At 64.3% G+C, this 18,770-nt stretch carries 17 protein-coding genes; 8 read left to right on the top strand and 9 right to left on the bottom strand.

The features are described from left to right. Nucleotide 1 precedes the first annotated feature (1 nt). A complete protein-coding gene (locus ACETII_RS16080) occupies nt 2–829 on the top strand; it encodes an ABC transporter permease (protein ID WP_472786162.1) in 828 nt (275 codons plus the stop codon). 161 nt (nt 830–990) lie between these two features. On the opposite strand, the gene ACETII_RS16075 is transcribed toward ACETII_RS16080, so the two are convergent. The 4 genes from ACETII_RS16075 to ACETII_RS16060 all read right to left on the bottom strand — a co-directional run bounded on the left by ACETII_RS16075 (nt 991) and on the right by ACETII_RS16060 (nt 3,757). Beyond that, nucleotides 991–1,809 (bottom strand): hypothetical protein, encoded by an 819-nt coding sequence (locus tag ACETII_RS16075; protein WP_363347668.1) that lies wholly within the window; start codon nt 1,807–1,809, stop codon nt 991–993. A gap of 139 nt (nt 1,810–1,948) precedes the next feature. After that, entirely contained in the window at nt 1,949–2,476 is a 528-nt protein-coding gene (infC, locus tag ACETII_RS16070; RefSeq protein WP_363347666.1) for a translation initiation factor IF-3, read from the bottom strand. Between the two features lie 187 nt (nt 2,477–2,663). Continuing rightward, complete coding sequence (locus tag ACETII_RS16065) at nt 2,664–3,536, bottom strand: alpha/beta fold hydrolase (protein ID WP_472786161.1); 873 nt, start codon at nt 3,534–3,536, stop codon at nt 2,664–2,666. Further along, nucleotides 3,533–3,757 (bottom strand): FmdB family zinc ribbon protein, encoded by a 225-nt coding sequence (locus ACETII_RS16060; protein WP_472786160.1) that lies wholly within the window; start codon nt 3,755–3,757, stop codon nt 3,533–3,535. Before ACETII_RS16060 ends, ACETII_RS16065 begins: the two co-directional genes overlap by 4 nt. A gap of 138 nt (nt 3,758–3,895) precedes the next feature. On the opposite strand from ACETII_RS16060, the gene ACETII_RS16055 reads away from it, so the two are divergent. Next, on the top strand, nt 3,896–5,629 hold the full coding sequence (locus ACETII_RS16055; RefSeq protein ID WP_472786159.1) for an acyl-CoA dehydrogenase: 1,734 nt from the start codon (nt 3,896–3,898) through the stop codon (nt 5,627–5,629). A gap of 24 nt (nt 5,630–5,653) precedes the next feature. On the opposite strand, the gene glpD is transcribed toward ACETII_RS16055, so the two are convergent. Continuing rightward, nucleotides 5,654–7,111, bottom strand: coding sequence for a glycerol-3-phosphate dehydrogenase (glpD, locus tag ACETII_RS16050; RefSeq protein ID WP_472786158.1), 1,458 nt, complete (start codon nt 7,109–7,111; stop codon nt 5,654–5,656). Between the two features lie 187 nt (nt 7,112–7,298). Here glpD and ACETII_RS16045 point away from each other — a divergent pair, with 187 nt between their 5' ends. Beyond that, nucleotides 7,299–7,568 (top strand): hypothetical protein, encoded by a 270-nt coding sequence (locus ACETII_RS16045; RefSeq protein ID WP_363347656.1) that lies wholly within the window; start codon nt 7,299–7,301, stop codon nt 7,566–7,568. 103 nt (nt 7,569–7,671) lie between these two features. On the opposite strand, the gene ACETII_RS16040 is transcribed toward ACETII_RS16045, so the two are convergent. Then, on the bottom strand, nt 7,672–9,018 hold the full coding sequence (locus tag ACETII_RS16040) for a DEAD/DEAH box helicase (protein WP_472786157.1): 1,347 nt from the start codon (nt 9,016–9,018) through the stop codon (nt 7,672–7,674). 368 nt (nt 9,019–9,386) lie between these two features. On the opposite strand from ACETII_RS16040, the gene ACETII_RS16035 reads away from it, so the two are divergent. Next, on the top strand, nt 9,387–9,758 hold the full coding sequence (locus tag ACETII_RS16035; RefSeq protein WP_363347652.1) for a hypothetical protein: 372 nt from the start codon (nt 9,387–9,389) through the stop codon (nt 9,756–9,758). A 66-nt stretch (nt 9,759–9,824) separates the two neighbouring features. Here ACETII_RS16035 and ACETII_RS16030 read toward each other — a convergent pair whose 3' ends face one another. Continuing rightward, nucleotides 9,825–11,753 (bottom strand): OprO/OprP family phosphate-selective porin, encoded by a 1,929-nt coding sequence (locus ACETII_RS16030; protein ID WP_472786156.1) that lies wholly within the window; start codon nt 11,751–11,753, stop codon nt 9,825–9,827. 310 nt (nt 11,754–12,063) lie between these two features. On the opposite strand from ACETII_RS16030, the gene ACETII_RS16025 reads away from it, so the two are divergent. Next, nucleotides 12,064–12,258: a hypothetical protein gene (locus tag ACETII_RS16025; protein WP_363347648.1), complete on the top strand. Its 195-nt coding sequence runs from the start codon at nt 12,064–12,066 to the stop codon at nt 12,256–12,258. Between the two features lie 171 nt (nt 12,259–12,429). Here the strand turns inward: ACETII_RS16025 and ACETII_RS16020 are convergent, their stop codons facing one another. Beyond that, nucleotides 12,430–13,149: a tetratricopeptide repeat protein gene (locus ACETII_RS16020; RefSeq protein ID WP_472786155.1), complete on the bottom strand. Its 720-nt coding sequence runs from the start codon at nt 13,147–13,149 to the stop codon at nt 12,430–12,432. An 86-nt stretch (nt 13,150–13,235) separates the two neighbouring features. Then, nucleotides 13,236–14,852 (bottom strand): porin, encoded by a 1,617-nt coding sequence (locus ACETII_RS16015; RefSeq protein ID WP_472786154.1) that lies wholly within the window; start codon nt 14,850–14,852, stop codon nt 13,236–13,238. A 344-nt stretch (nt 14,853–15,196) separates the two neighbouring features. Between ACETII_RS16015 and ACETII_RS16010 the strand changes: the two genes are divergently transcribed. Genes ACETII_RS16010 through ACETII_RS16000 form a run of 3 tightly spaced genes read left to right on the top strand, consistent with a single transcriptional unit; the run spans nt 15,197 to nt 18,765 of the window. Then, entirely contained in the window at nt 15,197–16,453 is a 1,257-nt protein-coding gene (locus ACETII_RS16010) for a TCR/Tet family MFS transporter (protein ID WP_363347642.1), read from the top strand. 54 nt (nt 16,454–16,507) lie between these two features. Then, nucleotides 16,508–17,872, top strand: a complete 1,365-nt coding sequence (locus tag ACETII_RS16005) for a hypothetical protein (RefSeq protein ID WP_472786153.1) — start codon at nt 16,508–16,510, stop codon at nt 17,870–17,872. 59 nt (nt 17,873–17,931) lie between these two features. Continuing rightward, a complete protein-coding gene (locus ACETII_RS16000; RefSeq protein WP_472786152.1) occupies nt 17,932–18,765 on the top strand; it encodes an RNA methyltransferase in 834 nt (277 codons plus the stop codon). The last annotated feature ends 5 nt before the right edge of the window (nt 18,766–18,770 follow it).

Genomic DNA, 18,770 nt, shown 5'->3' with positions numbered 1-18,770 from the left:
GATGAACACGCCGAGCGAGGGCGGCTTTACGCCCCGCCAATATCTCATCTGTCTCATGGGCGTCGTCTGGCGCGAGGGCTTGCGCTTCCTGCATCAGCGCGAGCGTTTCGTCTCGGCGCTGGTGCGGCCGCTCGTCTGGCTCTTCATCTTCGCGGCCGGCTTTCGGCAGGTGCTCGGCGTCTCGATCATCCCGCCCTATGAGACCTATGTTCTTTATGAGGTCTATATTGCGCCCGGCCTCATGGCGATGATCCAGCTCTTCAACGGCATGCAGTCGTCGCTCTCCATGGTCTACGACCGCGAGATGGGCAATATGCGCACTTTGCTCGTGTCGCCCTTTCCGCGCTGGTTCCTGCTCGGCGCGAAATTGATGGCGGGCGTCGCGGTGTCGATCCTGCAGGTCTATGCGTTTCTCCTCGTTGCTTACTTCTGGGAGATCGAGCCGCCGACGAAATGGGGCTATCTCACCGTGCTGCCGGCGCTCGCCCTCGCCGGGCTCATGCTTGGCGCGCTCGGGATGCTGCTGTCGTCGCTGATCAAGCAGTTGGAGAATTTCGCGGGGGTGATGAACTTCGTCATCTTCCCGATGTTCTTCGCCTCCTCCGCGCTTTACCCGCTCTGGCGCGTGAAAGAATCGAGCCCGTGGCTCTATTATGTCTGTCTGGCGAATCCCTTCACCCACGCCGTGGAGCTCATCCGCTTCGCCTTCTATCAACAGGTCGAGTGGACTTCGCTTGCCGTCGTGTTGGCTTATACGAGCCTGTTCATGGTCGGCGCGATCATCGCCTATGATCCGGCGCGCGGGATGCTGATGCGCAAGGGCGGCTGAGGCGAGCATACAAACTGCCGAAGCGGCAATTGTCCTTCGAGACGCGAGCTTCGCTCGGTCCCAGGATGAGGCCAGGGTCTATGATGCAAAGACCCTCGCGCCCCTCATGCTGAGGAGCCGCCGGAGGCGGCGTCTCGAAGCATCCCTTGCGACGACGCGCGTTACTTTTTCTTCGCCTTTGCAGCGGTCTCCTCGGCGGCGACCGTCTCCGCATAACCCTCGGGCAGCTTCACGCCGCCCGCGAGCTGCGCGCCGAGCGCGATGACGCGGGCTTCGGTCAGGCGCAAGGCGCAATAGCCGAAATCGGATTCCCTCGCGTAGGAGCGGCAGACTTCCTCGCGCCAGGACGAAAAGCCCGCCTGCTCCTTCACCACGAAGCTGCGGACCGGCTTGTCCTTGCTGTTGCGGTCGTAGAGCGCGCGGAAATCGGAGCGCACCGTTTTCTCGACGCTGGCGCGGGCGCCGAGCATTTCCTCGGCCTTCTTCGGATCGAACTCGTTTTCGGGCATGCCCCAGAGACCGCTGGGATCGGCGCGGCAGTCGGCCTCCTTGATCTCGCAGGCCTTGCCCTCATTGGTCACGAGGATGGCGCCGTCGAGAACGTCGAAGGTGAAGGGACAGGCCGCCAGGGAGGCGATCTGGTAACGACGCAGCCCGGCGCCGCTGTCGCGCGGCGTCAGTTTCAGCGGCATGCCGGTGACATCGACGCGGCAGGCTTCGCCCGAGCGCGTGAGTCGGTCGCCGACGAGCGTAAGTTTTATCGCTTGCAAATCGGAGCCGTTGCGGGCGACTTCGATGGAGCTGCCATTGCCGTCGAGCTTCAGCGTCTTGCCGAGGATGGTGTCCTCAGAGGGCGCCTTGGGCATGACGACGGGGCCGCGCGCCGACCCCATCTCGCCGCTGCTCAGTTTTTTCTTGGGTCGTCCCGGCGAGGTCACCGTGCCTTCGGGCGTCGGCTCCACAGCTCCGGGGAGCGCCATCTGTGCGGGAGCCGTCGGCGCAGAGGCGCATAAAAAGACGGCTGCCCCCGCCGCCCGAGCAATGACAGTCCAGGACGGCGCAATCGACATTCTCAAACAGCCCCCTTCAAACCCGCCGGCGCGCCGGCGAGCGCTATTATCATCTCGGCGCCAGAACCATCACCATCTGCCGCCCTTCCATGGAGGGCTCGAGCTCGACCTTGGCGAGGGTCGCCGTCTCCGCCTTCACGCGCGTGAGCAGACGATAGCCAATGTCCTGGTGGGCGATCTCGCGGCCGCGGAAGCGCAACGTCACCTTGACCTTGTCTCCCTCCTCGAAGAACCGGCGCACCGCCTTCATCTTGACGTCGTAATCATGCTCGTCAATGCCGGGACGCAGCTTGATTTCCTTGACCTCGACCACCTTCTGCTTCTTGCGCGCCTCGGCGGCCTTCTTCTGCTCGGCGAAGCGGAAGCGTCCGTAATCGAGGATCTTGCAGACGGGGGGCGTGGAGTTCGGCGCGATCTCGACGAGGTCGAGGCCCGCCTGCTCCGCCAAGCTCAGCGCGTCCAGCAATTGAACGACGCCGTGATTCTTGCCTTCGGAATCAATCAGCTGCACTTCTCGCGCGCGAATCTCGCGGTTGGTGCGGGGCCCTTCCTTCTGCGGCGCCGCGATGCTCTTCATTGGCCTGCGAATGGATCGTTCTCCTTCGAGTGGCCGAAACGCTCGGCCGTGATCAAAAAATAGCGCCGTTTCAGGCGCGGAAAGCTCTTTTCGGACCCGAGTCCGAAGTACGGGAGATTCTCACGAAAGTGCGGCAAGTCAACCGTCGATATCGGCCCAAACCCGATTATTGACGGGAAAGCGCGCATTAAAGGAAATTCTCCATCAACGCAACGAGCTTCTCCGGCGCGTCCTCGGGCGAGAAATGGCTCACGCCTGGGAGAAGCTCGATCCGAAGCTGACGGGCGTAGCGGTCGGTCCCCTCCAGGCAAACTAACGCCAAGGCGGCGTCGTCGGTTCCCCAGACGACAAGGACTGGAACGTCGATCGGCGCGGCGAGGTCGGCGGCCGCGAAGAGTTCCCGCCCGGCCGCGCGATACCAGTTGAGCATGGCGGTCGCGCCGCCGGGGGCGGCGGCGTTATCGCGGTAAAGCGCGAGCACTTTCGGCGGAATCGCCTCGGCGCGGCGGGCCGCGACGCGGACGAGAAGCCCCGTCAGATATCCCTGTCCGGCGGAGAGCAGCCAGTCGGGCAGAACGGGAATCTGGAAGAAAGCGGCGTAGGCGGATTTCAGCTTCTGCCGAAAGCCCCGCAGCGCGGCCCGGAAACAGAGCGGATGCGGAATATTGATGACGACGAGCCGGTCTAGCGGCCGCAGCTTGCGGATCGCCACGACCCAGGCGACCATGCCGCCCCAGTCGTGGCCGATGAGCGTAACCGACGGCGCCCCAGAGGCGTCGATCAGCGCCGCGACGTCGCCCGTGAGCGCGGCCAGTGCATAGTCGTCGCGACTGCGCGGCCGGGTGGTGGCGCCATAGCCACGCTGATTGACGGCCCAGACCCGGTAACCCTTGGCGACGAGCGGCGCGACGAGATGGCGCCACATCACGGCTGTTTCGGGAAAGCCGTGCAGCAGCAGCGCCAGCCGCTCCCCCTCCCCCGCCTCGAAGACCTCGAAGGTCAGCCCATTGGCGGGAACGAGGATGCGGCGCGCGCCGAGCAGGCTCTCCGCGTCCGTCAACCGGCGAGCGCCGGACAGCTCGGACAGGGCGCGCCCCCGCTCATGGCGGCGCAGCTCTCACCGGGTCCGGCGTCGCCGCCAGCGGCGGGCTTGGCGATCAGCGACAGCTGGCGCTCGACATGGGCCGCGCCGCAGGCGGGGCACGCCGGGGTCTCCTCGAAACGCGCCAGCGTTTCGAATTCATGAGCGCAGTCCTGACAACGAAAAGCGTAGAGCGGCATGCAAGCGGCCTCGAAGCGTTGACGAAGTCTCGCACTTTACCGCGCCGACGCCGTCCGAAAAAGCCGGGGCGCCGCCGCAGGCGCGCGCAGGGCGCCGGCGCCCTAAATTCACCGCATGATTCGCTTCGAGAGGCAGGAATGACTTACCGCGCGCCGCTTCAGGACCTCATCTTTTCCCTGCGCCTCGCCGCCGGCCGGGAGGCGCTGCAAGCGGACGGGCTCTACGCCGACATTTCCGGCGGCGTCGCCGAACAGACGCTTGCCGAGGCGGCCAAATTCGCCGAGGGACAATTACTGCCGCTCGACCGCGCCGGCGACCGGATCGGCGCACGCTTTTCGGACGGAGTCGTCACGACAGCGCCCGGCTGGCGCGAGGCCTATGCGCAATGGCGGGAGGGCGGCTGGAACGCCATCGCCGCGGCGCCGGACTATGGCGGGATGGGGCTCCCCGCCCTGCTCAACGCCGCCTGCACGGAAATCTGGAACGGCGCCAACATCTCCTTCGCGCTCTGCCCGCTGCTCAGCCATGGCGCCATCGAGGCGCTCGAGGCGCACGCCAGCGCGGCGCTGAAAGAAACCTATCTGCGCAAGATCGTCAGCGGCGAATGGACCGGGACGATGAATTTGACCGAGCCGCAGGCCGGCTCCGATCTCGCGCTGTTGCGCACGCGCGCCGAGCGCAACGGCGACGGCTCCTACCGCCTCACGGGCGAGAAAATCTACATCACTTATGGCGAGCACGATCTCGTCGACAACATCATCCACCTCGTGCTGGCTCGGCTGCCCGATGCGCCCGCCGGCGTGAAAGGCATTTCGCTCTTTCTGGTTCCGAAATTCCTGCCCGAGGCGAGCGGCGCCTTCACGCGACGCAACGCGCTGCAGTGCGCCGGCGTCGAGCACAAACTCGGGATTCATGGCTCGCCGACCTGCACCATGCTCTATGAGGACGCGACCGGCTTCCTTATCGGCGAGGAGCACAATGGCCTCGCCTGCATGTTCACGATGATGAACAACGCCCGCCTGTCGGTCGGTCTGCAGGGCGTCGCCCTGGCGGAGCGCGCGAGTCAGGCGGCCCTCGCTTACGCCCGCGAGCGCCGGCAGGGTCGCGCGCCGGGCGCGAGGGAGACGAGCGCCATCGTCGATCACCCCGACGTCGCGCGCATGCTCCTGACAATGGCGAGCCTGACGGCGGCCGCACGTGCGATCTGTTTCGAGACTGCGGCCGCGCAGGACCGCGCCCATCGCGACGACGACCCCGCGCGCGCCAAGGAAGCCGACGAGCGCGCGAGTCTGCTGACCCCCGTCGCCAAGGCGTTTTCCACCGACATCGGCGACGAAGCGACGTCGCTTGCCGTACAGGTCTTCGGCGGCATGGGCTATATCGAAGAGACGGGCGTCGCCCAGCTCATGCGCGACGCCCGCATTTGCGCGATCTACGAAGGCACCAACGGCATTCAGGCGATCGACCTCGTCGGCCGAAAACTCGCCATGTCGGGCGGCGCCGCCCTGCGTCGGGAGATCGAGGACATGCGCGCCCTTGCGCGGGAGAGCGATTACGCCAATGTCGCCGAAGCTGTGGAGTCCTTCGCGCAGGCAAGCGACTACATGGCGCAGGCGATGAAAGCGTCGCCTGCGGAAGGACTGGCCGGCGCGACGCCCTATCTCCGACTTTTCGCGCTCGCCCGCGGCGCGACGCTTCTGGAGAAAGGGGCGAAACGCGCCCGCGGCGAGAACGACCCCAACGCCGAGCGGTACGAAGCGCTTTCGCATTTTTTCGCCAAGAACGTCGCCGTCGCCGCCCCGGGACTGGCGCGCAGCGTGACGGAAGGCGGCGCTTCCGTGACGACTGCGGCTGGAATGTTGAAAGGTTAACGTTGGGAAGAGCGCGCGCTCGAATTACGCGGCCATGAACGTCCGCAACGCCGCCTGCTGGCCCTCGCCCAAATGTAAGCCGAGCTTCGAGCGCCGCCATAACACGTCCTCGGCCTTGCGCGCCCATTCGTTTTCGACGAGGTAACGCACTTCGGCTTCGGTAAGGCCGCAGCCGAAATCTCGGCCGAGATCCTCCATCGACCGCGCATGTTTGAGGAAACGCTCTGCGCGCGTCCCATAGGCGCGCGCGAGGCGCCAGGCGAGCGCATGTCCGAGAAACGGCTTCTCAGCCGACAAATGCGCGAGGAACTCGTCGAAGGCCACGTCGCCGCCGGGAAAGACGCCGCGTTCCGTCCACGCTCCGCCATGCGGCGGCAGAAAGGCCGCAAGATCGTCGAGCGCATGTTCGGCGAGGCGTCGCGACGTCGTGATCTTGCCGCCGAAAATCGACAGCGCCGGCGGCGCGCCCTCGGGAGCGTCGAGATCGAAGGCGTAGTCGCGCGTCACGACCGAGGCGTTGAGCGCGCCGTCGTCGTAAAGCGGCCGAAGCCCCGAATAGCTCCAGACGATGTCGTCGCGATTCAGCGGCCGGCGCAGAAAGTGATTGATGGCGGCGATGAGGTAATCGGTTTCCGACGCGCTGATGTCGACCTGCCCGGGCGCCCCGTCAAGGGCGACGTCCGTCGTGCCGACGAGCGTGAAGTCCTGCTCATAGGGAATTGCGAAAACAATCCGCCCGTCGGGATTTTGCAGAATATAGGCGTGATCGCCCTCGTAGAGTCTTCGCGTAACGAGATGCGAGCCTTTAACGAGCCGCACATGCTTGCGCGAGCGCAGATGCAGGGCGGCGTCGATCACCTGCGACACCCACGGTCCGGCGGCGTTGACTAGGACGCGCGCTTCCACTCTCACGCCGTTGTCGAGGGTCCCGGTCCAATGTCCATTCTCTCGCCTGGCGTCGATCAGCCGCTCGCCCACGCTGATCGTTGCGCCGCGTTCCTTGGCGTCGAGCGCATTGAGCACGACGAGGCGGGAGTCGTCGACCCAGCAGTCGGCGTAAGTGAAGCCAACAGAATAAGCGTCGCGCAGCGGCGCGCCGAGTTCGTTGCCTTTGAGCGACACCATGTGCGAGCCCTCGAGCCGCTTGCGCCGCGCGAGATGATCGTAAAGAAACAGGCCGACCCGCAGCATCCACACGGGACGCAGGCCCTTCTCGTACGGCAGAACGAACTTGAGCGGCCAAATGACATGCGGCGCGGCGGCCAGCAAAAGTTCGCGCTCGGCAAGCGCTTCGTGCACGAGTCGGAACTCGTAGAGTTCCAGATATCGCAGGCCGCCGTGTATCAGTTTGGTCGAGGCGGATGACGTGCCGCTCGCGAGATCGTTCTGCTCGACCAGTCGTACAGAAAGCCCCCGCCCCGCCGCGTCGCGCGCGATGGCGCAGCCGTTGACGCCGCCGCCGATGATGAGAAGGTCGTACATGCGCCCGCCGCTCTTTTATGTCTCAGGCTCAATCTAAGGCGGTTGGCGGCTTGTGCAAGAAAACGCTCTCGAGACGACAAGCCTGCGTTTTATCGGAATAATCGATAAGCTAGATTTTTGCCCTCTATTGGACAAGGGATCGTCGCCGTCCCATCCTCGTAGTTATCGAAGCTGGGAGGATGCCGACATGCGATCTAAATTGATGCTTGCCCTTGTCGTGGTGGCGAGCCCCTTGTTTGTCATCAGCGCCGCTCAGGCGGATTTCGGCGATGATCTGTCGCCCCCGCTTCCGTGGCTGCAAGACGATCAGCCTGCCGCCGAACGTCCAATCTCAAAAAGGCCGAGAGTCGCCGTCGACGCCGATCGTCCTCGGGACAGGATGCACCGCGGCGTCCATCGAAAGGTCTATGATCACCACTCTTACCGACATGGCCCCGATTTTCATGAATACGACTGAAACGGGCGATGCGCTCCCCTCGCGCCGAGACGCCGACTTCGGCGGTCCTTGGCGCGAGGGGCTCATTATGCGTTGATGGAAGCCGTTGTATGGCTCCCGCTCCTCACCCCTGCGTGGGGTGCGGACGATGGGTCCCGCCCTGCGCGCGGCGCTTCTGACCGGCGCCGGAGCGCGGCGGGCGGCGGCCTTCGGCGCGCGGGCCGTCGCGATGCGGCCCCTCGCGGCGAGGATGTTTCTGCGCATGGCGCGCGCCGCCGTTGGCCTTGGGGGCGCCGCCGCGCGCGCCGCGGCGGGCCGGGGCGGTCTCATCATGGCGCTCGCCGTCGCTGCGGCGGTCGGTCACGGGCAGCGACTGGCGCGTGAGTTTCTCGATCTGGCGCAGCAGCGGCCGCTCGCCGTTGTCGCAAAGCGAAATCGCCCGGCCCGAGGCGCCGGCCCGCGCCGTGCGGCCGATGCGATGGACATAAGCCTCCGGCGTCTCCGGAAGTTCGTAATTCACCACATGCGTCACGCCGTCCACATCGATGCCGCGGGCGGCGATGTCCGTTGCGACGAGCACGCGCGTACGGCCCTTGCGGAAACCGTCGAGGGCGCGAATGCGCTGGCTCTGGCTCTTGTTGCCGTGGATCGCCTCCGCGCCGACGCCGGCGGCGTCGAGATGCTGCGCCACACGATCCGCGCCGCGCTTGGTGCGCGTGAAGACGATGGCGCGCGAGATGTCGACGTCATTCATCAATTCGAGAAGCACGTCCCGCTTCGCCCCGCCGTCGACGAGGAACACATGCTGCGCGACGCGCTCCGCCGTCGTCGCGACGGGCGTCACGGCGACCTGGGCGGGATCGTTCAGCATGTCCTGCGCGAGGCCGGCGATCTCCTTGGGCATGGTGGCGGAGAACAACAGCGTCTGGCGCTTCTTGGGAAGCTTGGCGACAATCTGGCGGATCGGGATGATGAAACCGAGATCCAGCATGTGATCGGCTTCATCCAGAACCAGCACTTCGGTCTGCGCCAGCTTCATGCGGCCGCTGGCGACATGATCGAGCAAACGGCCCGGCGTCGCGACGAGCACGTCCAGCCCGCGCGCCAGCATGTCGATTTGAGGACGATGCGACACGCCGCCAACGATGACGCCGACGCTCGGCCGCAAAAATTGGCCGTAGGAACGGAAGCTGTCGGCGATCTGCGCGGCGAGTTCGCGCGTCGGGGCCAGCACCAGCGCCCGCGCGGTAAAGGGCGCCGGCCGGCGCCGGTCGGCGATCAAGCGTTCCAAAATCGGCAGGGCGAAGGCCGCCGTCTTGCCGGTGCCGGTCTGGGCGATGCCGAGGAGATCGCGGCCCTGCAGAAGATAAGGAATCGCCTGGGCCTGAATGGAAGTCGGGGTCTCATAGCCTTCGCGAGCGAGGGCGCGAAGCAGAATCTCGGCAAGGCCAAGATCGGAAAAATTGGTCACTGAGCGTCTTTCATAAGGGAATCGCGCCGCGGCGGGCGTTCAAGCGCGCGGTGGGGTCGATCCGGTAAAAGGGAGACCTGCCCCGCGTATCGGGCCGTCGTCTGGGAATGTGAAGGAGGCTCGACAGCTGGTCGGACGCCCGAAGGCGTTTGTCCGATCTACGCGGCTGGAGCAGCCTCATGCTGCGGCGCAGCGGTGTGTTGCTACAGGAAGCGCGCGCCGCGGTCAACGGTTTTCGCCAAGGTCGACTTTTGTGGCCTTAGATCAGTCCATCGGCGCTTCATCGCTTCTGAGGGACGCGAAAGGGAGATAATGTGGCTTCATATCAACCCCCTTGGCTGTCCGGCGCAACAATCCGGAGTGAGCGTATGAAAAAACTCGGGCTGCTGACATGTGCTGTGTTTATCGCTTTCGCCTGCCCTGGCGTCAGGGCCCAATCTGCTCAGCAAAAGCCGGCCGATGAGCCGATTGCAGGCTGCGTCGATCGCGCCAAAGCGGAGAAATATATTTCCGACCACAATTACGCGGAGCTGCTGCGGGGAACGAGTTCGGATGGAAGAACCCATGGGGTCTGGACCAACGGCCGACAGGTCATGATCATCGATTACGCCAGACCTGCCGATGACAGAATGGACCAGCTCAAAACCATTTGCGTCAGCGGGATTGTCTCCAACGTCAGCTTCAATCTCTATGTCATCGAGAAGCTGGTGAGCTCCGCCGCGTCCTCGGACAACAAATAAGCAACCGCCATTGAGGTTGAAAGACTGCGCCCCGGGAGGGGGCGCAGGTTTCGGGGACAAGGACGACTAGAAGTACACCTTGGCGCGCATTTCGAGGAAGGTCGGATGCGAGCCGCCCTCATAGGATGATTGCGGGTTCCAGTTCAGCGGCGACTTCAGCGACAGCACGTGCGTGGCGTTGAACTGGAAGGCGACGCCATTATCCGGATACCAGTTCACGCCAGCCGTGATGTTTTGCTGATAGCCGCCGTAGATGCCGGAATTGGCGATGGCGTTTTGCAGAAGCGTCGCATTGGCGATCTGCGCGGGGGTCCCCGGCAGAGGGCCGAACAAGCCGAAGCCGTTGTTCGCGACGAACAGGGCGTTGTTGATATTGCCTCCAGAGAACGGACCGTTGTTCAGGTTGAGAACGCTCCACCGGCCGACCAGACCCCAGGCGCCCCATCCGCCCATGGAGAAGGGGTTTTTGATCTTCAGCTGACCGAAGGTCACGCCGTTCTTGTCTTTCAGATCATACGACCGAGATTTTTCTTCGCCGGTGATCCACCACTCGCCCTGGACATAGCCGCCGCTCGCGATGTAGCGCGAATTGCCAGGCGAGAGGTAGATTCCTTGGGCTGGCGAGGCCGCACCCAGCTGAGTCAACTGAGCTTGCGCGAACTCAGCCGCCGCAAAGGTGTTGCGGTTGTAGTTTGCGAGCAACCATTCGCCCTGGACGAAGAAATTATTGTAGGAAAGGGCGGCCTCGAGGTCGAGCTTTTCGATATTGTTAATGCAGTTTCCAGCGGCGTTATACTGGTTCCAGACCGTCCCGGCGGTCTGGAAGACGGTCGGCTGAAGGAAGCGACCGCAGGAAAGATCGGGCGTTCCAAGGAAGTTGCTCCCGAGAACGTTGGCTTCCGACCCGAGCCGATTCCCCGGCGCCGAGTTACGGTCATCGCTGTAAGCGGTGGCGCCATTCGGCTGATGATAGCTTCCAGCCACGCCAATATGAACGAGTCGATGTTCATCGAAGATCGGCGCCCAGGTTACGCGGCCGGTGGCCTCCCAATAAGCGCCGCCGCCCCAGGGCTGATACCAGTTGGCGTTTCTGACGCCGTAGCCGCTGTAGGCCGGCACATAGACGCCGACGTTTCCTGACGACGTATTGACGGGGCGCGCATTCAGATCCTGGAAGCTCAGCGAATATATGCCGAAATGAGCCGTCCAATTGTCCTTGCCGATCATGCCGGCGGCTATGCCGATGTGACGGAAGGGCGCAATCGCGTCAACGGCCAGCGGCCGCTCGATCGTGTCGCGATATTTCGACGACGCCAGGGCCTCCAGGCTGAATGACTCGTACTGGCTGCCAATCTTGAAATAGACCGGTTCGGCGAGCCAAGGCGCGGACAACCGCGGATCTTGCAGACCGACATAGGCGTCACGCCATCCGCCCCAAAGGAAGTTGCGGTCGGTAACATAGTTGCGCGACCAGAACGCCAGTCCGCCGACAGTGTTTGCGTTCGGTAGATTGGTATTCCAAAGCTGAGTCGTGGGGTTCGCGAAATCGAATTGAAGCTTGTAGAACCAGGGCTTCATTCGACCTTCGACTTCAAGTCGCGCCTGACCAAAGCCGACGTTCGACTGCCATGCGTTACCCGGCGACCCAGCGGTGCCGCCGCCATCGACAAACAGGCGACCGCCGATCTTGAAGGCGTACGCCTTGTCTTCCGTCTCGACGAGAAGACCGCTCTTCAGGCTGACGAAGACGGGCGGTGGCGGCGGGGGCCCATTGTCGCCCTTCACATGCGCGGCGTTGGCGACATTGGTCGCCTTCGAGGCGGCGGCGGCGGCCTGCGCCTTCGCTTCCTTCGCCTCCTTGCGCAATTTTGCAATTTCCGCCTCGAGCGCGCGCAGGCGTGCATCGATGGCGTTGACGTCGACGGCCTGAGCGCTCGTCGCCACGAGCAAGGCGCCAAGCGCCACGCCGCCAATTGCCCACTTTGCAGTCAACATTTCAATCTCCAGCCTGAGAATTCAGGAATGCCTATTTTTTAGGCTACACTTATACAATCGACCCGACCTCCACGACAAACACGTGACAAACTACGTCTTCGCAGGCGCTGCCGAAGTACAATCCTCACTCAGTTGTACAAATGCAACATTGACACAAGGTCAGATAATAGATTCTGATAATTTTTCTCTTTTGTTTCTAGTATTTCTGACCTATATATACATAATCTGTACAGAAATATGCTGGAGACATTAGCTGAAAATTGCCATTTTTTCCACGTTATGCATATAACTCAGAAATGAAACCGCTCTAATGGAAAAACTTCTGAAACAAACGCCACTCAAGGTGCCGATTGCGCTCTGGGTTTTCCAGGCGCCGCCAGGCCAATTTAACGGGGGAAAACTCTCGGAATTGGCCGGCCAGCCTTGGATCCGGCCCGCCGTCCAGTGGCTTGATGAACGGGCGCAAGGCTTATCGCCTGAGGGGCGTGGTGGCGGACTTGGCTGAACGGGGCTGAAACAACCCTCGTCGATCAGCCCCTCGCAAGAAATGAGAGCTTGCGAGCGCTCCCGTGAGCGAGAGATCGGGAGGGTTCATATAGTGAAAAAAGAAAACGCCCCCGGAGACGTCCGGGGGCGTTTCTAACTGAGGCCGTTGTGGGGGCGAGGGCCCCCTCGATCAGTCGCAGTCTTTAAACTTCGACTCTCTGCACTTCTTCGCCATCGCCTCGGCCTTGGGACGCTCCTCCGCCGATAAGGTCTTGGCGGAGAGGTCGTGCACGGATTTCTTCTCGCTTTCGGTCATGCCGAGCGCCGGCTGCTCGATCGCCAGATGCGTCCACATGTAGCCACGCAGGAAATCCTGGGCGACGCCCTGGCCCTGGGCGTACATCGTGCCGAGGTTCAACTGCGCCTCCGGGTCGCCCTGCGCCGCCGCGAGCCGGACCCACTTCGCCGCCTCCCCATAATCCTGCTGAACCCCGGCGCCTTCATAATACATGCTGGCGACGTTCATTTGCGCCGCCGCAACGCCCTGACCGGCGGCGAGAAGGCTCCACTTCATGGCTTCCTTGTAATCGCGCGCGACCAACTGCCCTTCGAGATACATGGTGCCGAGGTTGTATTGAGCGGCGGCGTTGCCTCGCTCGGCGGCGAGCTTTGTCCACTTGATCGCTTCCCGGGGATCGCGCGGCGCGCCCTTGCCGATCATATACATGGCGGCGAGTTCGGTCTGCGCGCGGGCGTCGCCCTTCTCGGCGAGGGGCTTCAGCAACTTGAACGCCGCGGCGTAATCGCCCTTGCGGGTCGCCTCGGTCGCCGCCGCGTAATCATCCGCGCTGGCGAGCCCCGCTGGCAGGAGCGCGAGAAAGAGGACGAGACACCGGACCCAATTCAGCATGAGAGACGCCTTTCTACCCTGCAAACGGTAATGAGCGCCCCCGGGAGACCCGGGGACGCTCGGAGCCAAACCTGATCTATTTTAGATCAGTAGTTCCACTGCAGCTGCATGCGGAGCAGATCGCCCTGCCACTGCCGGTACGGCGCGAGCGCCAGGTTCGTTCGGTTCATATGCGCATAGGCGGCGGTGAACTCGACCTCCGGAAGCGGTTGCCATTCGACGCCCACCTCCAGTTCGTTGACCCTGTTGTACGGCGCGTTGACTTCGGTCTTTGCGCCGCCCCGATACTGCTGCCACTGGACATAGGGGAAGAAGGTGCCGAGACCGAATTCCTTGTCGTCGTATTTGTAGGTCACGATGACGTAGCCGCCGTTCAGCTTGCCGTCCTTGACGACCAGCTGGTACGGATCGAGCACCGGGCCGCGGCCCCAGTTCCATTCCGCGAAGACGCCGAAGGGCTGCGGATAGATGATGCCGGTGACGGCGACGCGCTCGTCCTTGACGCCGACGCAGCCGTTGACGCAGGACGGGTTCCAGACGCCCGCGAGCGGCGTCGGGTAATAGGTCGTGTTGAAGTTGTTCGGATTATTGTAACCGGGCGCATTGACGAAAGGCGCCACCGCGCCGGTAAAGGGCGAGGCGTTCCACGGATACTGGTTCGGCCGGTACCCCGCCCAGTTCGTCGCCATGCCGAGCGAGGGAATGATCGCCGAGGTCGCCGGCACGAAGCGGCCCGTATAGCCCTGGATCGACGCTTCGACCACCTGGCCGTTTTCGAAGACGTACGGATAGGTGAAGCGTGTGACGAGATGAACGCCCTTGTTCAGCTCGACGCGGTTTGCGCCCTGACCATTGTAGACGCCGAAGGCGAACATGCCGTAATCGCCCGAACCCTTCAGGTTGTTCTTGACGAGATCCCGGAAGAGATGACGCATGTGCTCGGGCGTATAGTAAAAGAAGATGCCGAGGTCGCGCTCGTCCTTACAGCAGGTGTTGAGCCCGTCGGGGCGGTCGAGCGTCAGACGATTCTGCGACGACTGCATGTTGGTGAAGCCGTAGGGAATCTTCGACTGACCGACGCGGAAGCGGAATTCCTTCTTGTCGTCGACCGAAATGTCGGCGTAGGCGTCGCGCAACTGCGCGAAATTGCCGGCGTTCAGGTTATACGTGCCGACCTGGTAGTTGTAATACCCGTAATAAGGAACGCCGGAGACGACGGAGGACGGCGAACTGCTGAACGTGCCGGAAGGCGATGAGGCGAAGTCCGGCTGCAGGTAGAGATAGAGGTGGTCGGAGATGTCGCCGCTGAAGATCAGGCGGATGCGGCGAAGGAAGAAGTTCTGACGCGGGCCGACCGAGCGGTCGCCATAGGCGTAAGCGTCATTGAAGTTGTGGGCGGACAGGATGTCGTTGTAGCGCATCTGCGTATAGCCGCGGATGCTGATCTTCTCGTACCAGTGCTTCGGCGCCGGCGGCGCGCCGGCGATCACGACCGGAGCGGGATGGGCGGCCGCGGCCGCCGCCTGCGCCGCGGCGGCCTTCGCCGCGCGCCTCGCCTCGGCCTCCTGCGCTTCGAGTTTGTTGAGGCGCGCCTTCAGCGCGCGGATTTCATCGGCGGTGTCCGCCGCCGCAGGAGCGGCGAAGGCCACCCAGACACCCAGCGCCGTCAAGGCGAGGAGCCGATGCCCAAAAGACGATTTCATTTGTGGACCTTCCCCGAACGTTAAGTTCCGGGAGCGAGAGAATCCGCCGCCGCATGACAGAGCCGTGACAAAAGCGTCGTGACCGGCCCGGAGTTCGATTGTGACGATGAACTCCCCGGCAGCTGTGTCTCCGTTGCCACAGTTCATCCCGCTATGGCGTTGATTCGGGCGGCCAATCCAAGATGGTCGGGTTCAACGGCGATGGGGTTCCGGGAACGCGGTGGAATGGCGACGACTCATTTTGGAGCGCTTGCGCCTCGCCACGCCATTTGCGCCCGGCCTTCTTGCGGGGCCGGGACTTTGCGGCTATCGCAACCGCGACAAGCTCCAGTCCAGGTAGGGTCATGACATCTGCGCCTCAGCCTCGAAGAGAGGCGGCGTTTCTCTTCATTCTCGTCACCGTCGTGCTCGACATGCTGGCGCTCGGCGTCATCATTCCGGTGCTGCCCAAGCTTATCGTCCAGTTCGAGGGCGGCGACCTGCCGTCGGCCGCCCGCGTCGTCGGCGTCTTCGGCGTCGCCTGGGCGGCGATGCAGTTTCTCTTCCAGCCGGTCCTCGGGGCGCTTTCCGACCATTACGGCCGCCGGCCCGTGGTGCTCGCCTCGAATTTCGGGCTCGGGATCGACTATATATTCATGGCGTTGGCCCCCTCCCTGCCGTTTCTCTTCGTGGGCAGGCTCATCTCCGGCGCGACCGCAGCGAGCGTCGCCACCGCCAACGCCTACATCAGCGACATCACCCCGCCCGAGAAGCGCGCAGGGCGCTTCGGCATGATCGGCGCGGCCTTTGGCCTGGGTTTCATCCTTGGGCCGGCGATCGGCGGCGCGCTCGGCGCCTATGACCTTCGCTTGCCGTTCTGGGCGGCGGCCGCCTTCAGCCTCGCCAATTTCCTCTACGGCTACTTCATCCTGCCGGAGTCGCTCGCCCCCGAGAAACGCACCCCGAACGTCGTCTGGCGCAGCGCCAATGTGCTGGGCTCGCTCGACTTCCTGCGCCGGCGGCTGGCGTTGACGCTCCTCGCCGCGGCGCTCTTTCTCTCCTATCTCGCGCATGAATCGCTCCCGGCGCTGTTCGTTCTCTATACGCAGCAGCGCTACAACTGGGACGCGAGCACGACCGGCTGGGCGCTCGCGATCGTCGGCGTATCGCAGACCATCGTGTCGGGCGCGCTGGTGCGCCCCGCCGTGGCGCGGCTCGGGGAGAAAACGACGCTGACCATCGCGCTCGCTTGCGGGGCTCTCGGCTTCGTCGCTTACGCCGTCGCGCCCACAGGCGCGGCCTTCATGGCGGCGCCGCCCCTCATCGCCATGTGGGGCATGGCGAACCCGTCCTTTCAGGGTCTCGCGACGCGGCTCGCCGGGGCCTCTGAACAGGGCCGCCTCCAGGGGGCCTTGGGCAGCCTGCGCGGCGTCTCGGGGATGATCGGACCGCTGATTTTTACGCAGATCTTCGCGTTCTCGCTTGCCGTCGACGTGTTCGCGGGCGCGGGCTTCTTCGTGGCGGGGCTCATGCTCGCGACAAGCCTCGCGATCGCTCTGGCGGCGATCAGGCGCGAGAAGGGCCAAAACGTCCCTGCGGAGGCTGGCCCGGATCGCCGTTAATGTCAGATTGATGGCTCACTGTTAAGCTAAGGGCGTCCTGCTTGGGAACCCAACATGCTCGACAGCGCCTCCGGCTTTCTCGCCCAATCCGTTCCGGCTCTTCTGTGGTTCTTGCTCTTCTCGCTCCCTCCCTTCGCCGGGTGGTTGCTGCTCTTTCGACTGCCGCTCGGGCGCCGGCGCTTCGCCGGCCGGATAATGGTCGACGCTCCGGCGGCGTTGATCTCGCGCCTTCTGGACCCAAGCGGACCGAAAGGCGGCTTCAACCTTCTCCACGAGACGCGGGACAAGCGCCGCGCGCCTCATAGCGAGAAGCCTTTCGTCCGCCTCGTAGAGGAGCGGGAGGCAGGCGAGGGTAAGGGGCGGATCGTGTGCGAAGCGGCTGGCGCGCGCGTCGTAGCGGACGTCGACGGGACGGGCGACAGGACGCAGCTTACCGTCCTTTACGAAAAGCCAGTGACCGGACTGCTCGATTACGAGCTGACACGCCTCGCCCTGACGCGCGAGCTCACCGCGCTCGGAGACACCGCGCTCGGCCGCGGCGTCAAGACCGCCCCCCTGTTTCGCTTCGCGGGCTGGCGCCTCGCCCTGCTCGGCGTCGTCACCGGCCTCGCAATGGCCGCGCTTCTCCTGGCGCCGGCTTTTTATCTGGCGTTGAACGCCCTGGGCGTTTCGATGGACGCGCTTCTCGCGACCCCGGAGGCGCTGGCGCTCATCCTGCAGCTCGCAGGGGTCGCGACGCTGCTCTTGTTCGGTCTGCTCCTCGCCGTGACGCTCATACACGAGTTCGGTCATGCGCTGGCGCTCGCGGCCTTCGGCCATCGGGAAATCGTGATCAGCCTCGCGCCCTTCGGCGGCGGCGTCTCGATCGGCGCTCACGACGACGCCGACGCTTTCGAGGCGGGGGTCGTGGGCCTCGCCGGGCCGGCGCTGTCGGCGCTCGCGGCCTTCGCCGTGCAGCCTGCTCCTTCGGAGCTTTCCGAGTTGGCGCGCGGCCTCGCAAGCGCCGAGCCCGACTACGCCGCCGCGCTCGTCGGCGTCGCCAGACAAGCCTTCGTGCTGCTGACGCTCCTCTACAATATCCCCAACCTTCTGCCCTGGGCCGGCTCAGACGGGGCGCGGGCCGTCTCCGCGTTATGCAGGCCGGGCCGCGCGCAGCAGGTCGCGGCGGGGCTGCTTACAGCGCTGCTCGCGCTGCTTTTCGCACGGGCCGACGATCTCGTGGCTTTCGGGCTGATGTTTCTCGCCTTGGAATGGTTCAACCGCAGACCCGCGCTCGCCATGGACTCGCCCGACAGCCCTGGCCGGCGCCGTCTCGCCGTCGCGGCGGGGCTCGCCCTCGTCGTCGGCCTCTACGCGCATGAAGCGGCGCTGCTGCGACAGATCGACTTGCCCGCCGCGCTTTCCGTCACGCGCGCGTAACCCCTTCCCCCGCGCGCCGCTTCCGCCTAATTAGCGATCCTTGGCGAAAGGACACGACAGTGGTCGGAGCGGGGACGGATCATACCAAGACGGCGCTCACCGGCGGGCCAGCCATTATTCTGGTGCGGCCGCAGCTCGCCGTGAACATCGGCATGTGCGCCCGCGCCATGGCGAATTTCGGCCTCTCCGACCTACGGCTGGTGTCGCCCCGCGAGGGCTGGCCGCGCACCGGCGCCTATCGCAAGGGCGCTTACGCCGCCGCCGCCGGGGCGACGCATCTGCTCGAGAGCGCGAAGCTTTACGATAGTGTCCGCGCGGCGATCGCCGACCTCAATTTCGTCTACGCGACAACGGCGCGTGGACGCGGTCAGATGAAGCCCGTCGTCACCCCGGCGAAAGCGCTCGGCGATACCGCGGCGCGCCTGGCTGTGGGCGAAGCGCATGGCTTTCTTTTCGGCCCCGAGCGCACCGGGCTCGACAATGACGACGTGGCGCTCGCCGACGCCATTCTCACCTTCCCCGTCAATCCGGCCTATGCCTCGCTCAATCTGGCGCAATCCGTGCTCCTCGTCGGCTATGAGTGGTTTCGCGCCGCGCATGGCGACGCCGTCCCTTACGAGATCGAGGAGCGCTCGCCGCCGGCGACGCGGGAGATGACGCTGGCCTTTTTCGATTTTCTCGAAGAGGAGTTGGATAAGCGCGGCTTTTTCCGGCCGCTCGACAAAAAGCCTGTGATGTCCCGCAATCTGCGCAATATGTTCCACCGCATGGGCCTCACGCAGCAGGATGTGCGCACGCTCTGGGGCATGGTGGTGAGACTGGTGGAAGGCCCGCGCCGCGACCCGAAGAAAGTCTGGCGCCGGAAGAAGCTGACGGAAGACGCGCAGAGCTGAGGGGC

It is taken from the genome of Methylocystis sp. NC52PC, assembly GCF_055698645.1.
The sequence above is the reverse complement of the archived record's forward strand: the minus strand, read 5'-3'. Positions and strand labels throughout refer to the sequence as shown.

What these genes read in the sequence shown, in the direction of transcription:
- ACETII_RS16060 (WP_472786160.1), bottom strand. Translation starts at nt 3,757, where the DNA reads ATGCCGCTCTACGCTTTTCGTTGTCAGGACTGCGCTCATGAATTCGAA.
- ACETII_RS16020 (WP_472786155.1), bottom strand. Translation starts at nt 13,149, where the DNA reads ATGCTGAATTGGGTCCGGTGTCTCGTCCTCTTTCTCGCGCTCCTGCCA.
- ACETII_RS16080 (WP_472786162.1), top strand. Translation starts at nt 2, where the DNA reads ATGAACACGCCGAGCGAGGGCGGCTTTACGCCCCGCCAATATCTCATC.
- ACETII_RS16030 (WP_472786156.1), bottom strand. Translation starts at nt 11,753, where the DNA reads ATGTTGACTGCAAAGTGGGCAATTGGCGGCGTGGCGCTTGGCGCCTTG.
- ACETII_RS16055 (WP_472786159.1), top strand. Translation starts at nt 3,896, where the DNA reads ATGACTTACCGCGCGCCGCTTCAGGACCTCATCTTTTCCCTGCGCCTC.
- ACETII_RS16045 (WP_363347656.1), top strand. Translation starts at nt 7,299, where the DNA reads ATGCGATCTAAATTGATGCTTGCCCTTGTCGTGGTGGCGAGCCCCTTG.
- ACETII_RS16075 (WP_363347668.1), bottom strand. Translation starts at nt 1,809, where the DNA reads ATGGCGCTCCCCGGAGCTGTGGAGCCGACGCCCGAAGGCACGGTGACC.
- ACETII_RS16025 (WP_363347648.1), top strand. Translation starts at nt 12,064, where the DNA reads ATGGAAAAACTTCTGAAACAAACGCCACTCAAGGTGCCGATTGCGCTC.
- ACETII_RS16005 (WP_472786153.1), top strand. Translation starts at nt 16,508, where the DNA reads ATGCTCGACAGCGCCTCCGGCTTTCTCGCCCAATCCGTTCCGGCTCTT.
- glpD (WP_472786158.1), bottom strand. Translation starts at nt 7,111, where the DNA reads ATGTACGACCTTCTCATCATCGGCGGCGGCGTCAACGGCTGCGCCATC.
- ACETII_RS16010 (WP_363347642.1), top strand. Translation starts at nt 15,197, where the DNA reads ATGACATCTGCGCCTCAGCCTCGAAGAGAGGCGGCGTTTCTCTTCATT.
- infC (WP_363347666.1), bottom strand. Translation starts at nt 2,476, where the DNA reads ATGAAGAGCATCGCGGCGCCGCAGAAGGAAGGGCCCCGCACCAACCGC.
- ACETII_RS16035 (WP_363347652.1), top strand. Translation starts at nt 9,387, where the DNA reads ATGAAAAAACTCGGGCTGCTGACATGTGCTGTGTTTATCGCTTTCGCC.
- ACETII_RS16015 (WP_472786154.1), bottom strand. Translation starts at nt 14,852, where the DNA reads ATGAAATCGTCTTTTGGGCATCGGCTCCTCGCCTTGACGGCGCTGGGT.